Raw genomic sequence first — 1233 nt, forward strand, 5'->3', positions numbered from 1 at the left:
GATATTTTGGTTTTATAACAACAATGTTAAGGCACAGAGATAATAATATTATTCCAACTTTTTCTAATTTGGCATTAGGATATCCTGATGACCGAAGAATATCTTTAGGAATTAATGGTTGGATTGTTATTGATATGTTAAAACCGGTTTTAAATCAACCAGGAATTGACTTTTTTGTTTATGAAAATGATAATGACCCAGAAGGTTATAATGTTTATGTCTCCCAGAATTGGAATGGTCCTTTCTATTTTTGTGGAAGTGATACTGGAACTGCTGCTTTTGATTTAAGTAGAAGTGGTTTAAATTGGGCACGGTATATAAAAATTGTTGATGATGGTGACGGCAGTTCTTCGCCGACTGCTGGCTTTGATTTGGATGCGATTGTTGCTTATACTTCTCCTGGTCCATTATTAACACCTTCTCTTTTTGGAATAATTGATACTCCACCGAATGGCAATGGCAATGGAAGAGCAGAACCAAATGAATTGGTATCACTTTTATTCAAAATAAGAAATATGGGAAATGAAACCGCTGAGTCAGTATATACAATTTTAAGGACAAGCGATACATTTATTACTATTATTGATTCAATTACCTATTTTGGTGATATCTTACCAGATTCAGAAGTTGGTCCATTAGATCCACGGATATTTATCTCACCGAATACACCGCCGAGATGGCAGACAAATTTTAAACTAATTATGGTCGCTAACAATTATTTAGATTCAGTAAATATTAGAATTCAAACCGGTGGTGGGACAGCAACATGCCCGATACCTGATAATCAATATATCTATTGGGCTTATGATAATTCTTGTTCTACTTATACTGAATGTCCAAGATACGAATGGATTGAGATAAGAAATATCGGTATAAGATTGCCCATAACTAACGATGACCAGACAATCAGAATAAAATGGCCTTTTAGTTTCAAATACTATGGAGTTATCTATAATGATTCTCTATCAGTATGTTCTAATGGCTGGATAACACCAATGAGAACAACATTAATTAGTTATAGTAATCAACCATTACCTGACCCGACATCAACAAATCCCAGTGCGATGATTTGTCCTAATTGGGATGATTTATATCCACCTCAAAGTAATGGGATTTGGTTTTTGTATGATAGTTTAAATCACCGGATAATAATTGAGTGGGATAGTGTTCATTATTACAATCCGAGAGAAGTTTGGGATAAATTCCAAGTAATTATTTATGATTCAACCGTTG

At 34.0% G+C, this 1233-nt stretch carries 1 protein-coding gene; it reads left to right on the forward strand.

Translation table 11 applies throughout. From position 1 onward, the window contains the following. On the forward strand, positions 1-1233 hold a 1233-nt coding region (locus tag ABIK75_03110), incomplete at both ends, for a hypothetical protein (GenBank protein MEO0090079.1).

It is taken from the genome of candidate division WOR-3 bacterium (assembly GCA_039801725.1).
Lineage (GTDB): Bacteria > Hydrothermota > Tepidihabitantia > Tepidihabitantales > DTDR01 > DTDR01.